The following is a 1,609-nucleotide window of genomic DNA, read 5'->3' on the forward strand; positions in this document are numbered from 1 at the left end:
AGATGTGTATAAGAGACAGCAATCCAGATTATGTCAGGGAAAAAGGAGAAGAAATAAGGCAACATGTGTTGAAGAACTTCTTGTGGGATAATATTGTGGATTTACTAGAGCAAGAAATAAGGAATGTTCTATCTAGAAGAAATAAATGAGGTTCATCTGGACATAATTAGTGTAGTTTAATGTTTTTAGGAATTTTGGCTATACATACTCTCTTGTATATAACTCTGCTTTTGTCATACTTCCGTGAATTAGTGCTGGAGGATTTATATGCACACATATAGTAGAATAACCTTTTTTGAGCAACAATCTACCTAGATGATCAACTATTCTGTCAGGAGGGAGTAACCTCAAGTATGGTGTTTCAAGAAGTAAGTCTAGGAATACTTTTGCTGTTTTTGAACTTATCATGTAGGAGCAAGTAGTGTTTGATACTATTCTGTCAAAGAATATCTTGTCACCATCTCTTTTTATGATCAACTTATCTATCTTTAATTTGTTGAGTTCAAAACCATTTGCTAAGTCTACATATAAGATTTTATCATCATTTTCTTTCTCAAGTTCCTTTGAAAACTCTATTATCTCCTTTATCTTATGGATACTATCTTCATCTATTATGGCATCGTCTTCAAATATTATTATGTAGTCATTATCTTCGGCTAGGATAGACCACAACCTTATGTGTTTATCAGATAACATAATCTCAAAGTTGGCAACTCTTGTGAGTTTAGAGAATCCGCCTTTTAGTAAATTAATCAGCCTTATCAGAGTGAAATTGAAGGATTTTATTGTGGGTAGTTTTATTTTTAGATATTTATGTAAAAACATTTGGCATTTCCACATAACGAATTCCCTATTCAGGTGCCATGTAATACTGCGATTGGAATTCACGTCTGGTTGAAAAGACACAGGCAAGAATCTAACATCATAGTAGTCTTTTAAGAAGTTAGCTAGCTCTAGAATTTTTGGTAAAGATAAGTTATTCCTTTTCTCATCATTGTTGTGAATAAAACCTATTCCTACTCTAGTTTTCATATCGTTGTTATAACTGTTTCAAGTGTAAGTTTTCAACTTTCGCATAATACCCTCAATAAATTCCAAAAAAATTCCAAAATTTGAGAGTTATTTGGGTATAGTTAATACTTTTAGTGTAAGTGTTGCTCTAGCAAATAACTACAAGTATGTTTTCATATGTTCTCTAAATACCTGTTAAGGTATTTCACAATTTTATTGTCCTCTTGTATATGTTGTATATCATCTTTCCTCACATCATATCACCTACTTTTGGTGTTGTTTTGAAAAGAAAGAAAACAGAGGAGCGAGAGGTGTGATGTACTAAAAATATCCATTTCCATAACCTTAAATTATTTTTATGAATCATATCTCAAAAAATTTTAGACTTTATTGAGGATAAAGCGGATATTTGAAAAGTCTAGTGGTATTATATTTTTTTGGGAAGTAAGTTTTTTATTACCCGGATTAGTGATAATACAGGTATCCAAAAATAAAAATAAAATGTCTTTGAAAGTTTAAACAAAGATATAAATACTTCAGAATACTTTCTATAGTTTCTCAGATATATGATATTTGACTCCACGTCCATGAAATACAT

General features: G+C 30.8%; 1 protein-coding gene. It reads right to left on the bottom strand.

What is annotated here, in order from left to right:
* Positions 1 to 198: 198 nt before the first annotated feature.
* Positions 199 to 1,032, bottom strand: coding sequence for a glycosyltransferase family 25 protein (locus N2712_07970; GenBank protein ID MCX8029913.1), 834 nt, complete (start codon positions 1,030 to 1,032; stop codon positions 199 to 201).
* Positions 1,033 to 1,609: the final 577 nt, after the last annotated feature.

The organism is Brevinematales bacterium, assembly GCA_026415355.1.
Classification (GTDB): Bacteria; Spirochaetota; Brevinematia; order DTOW01; family DTOW01; genus SKYB106.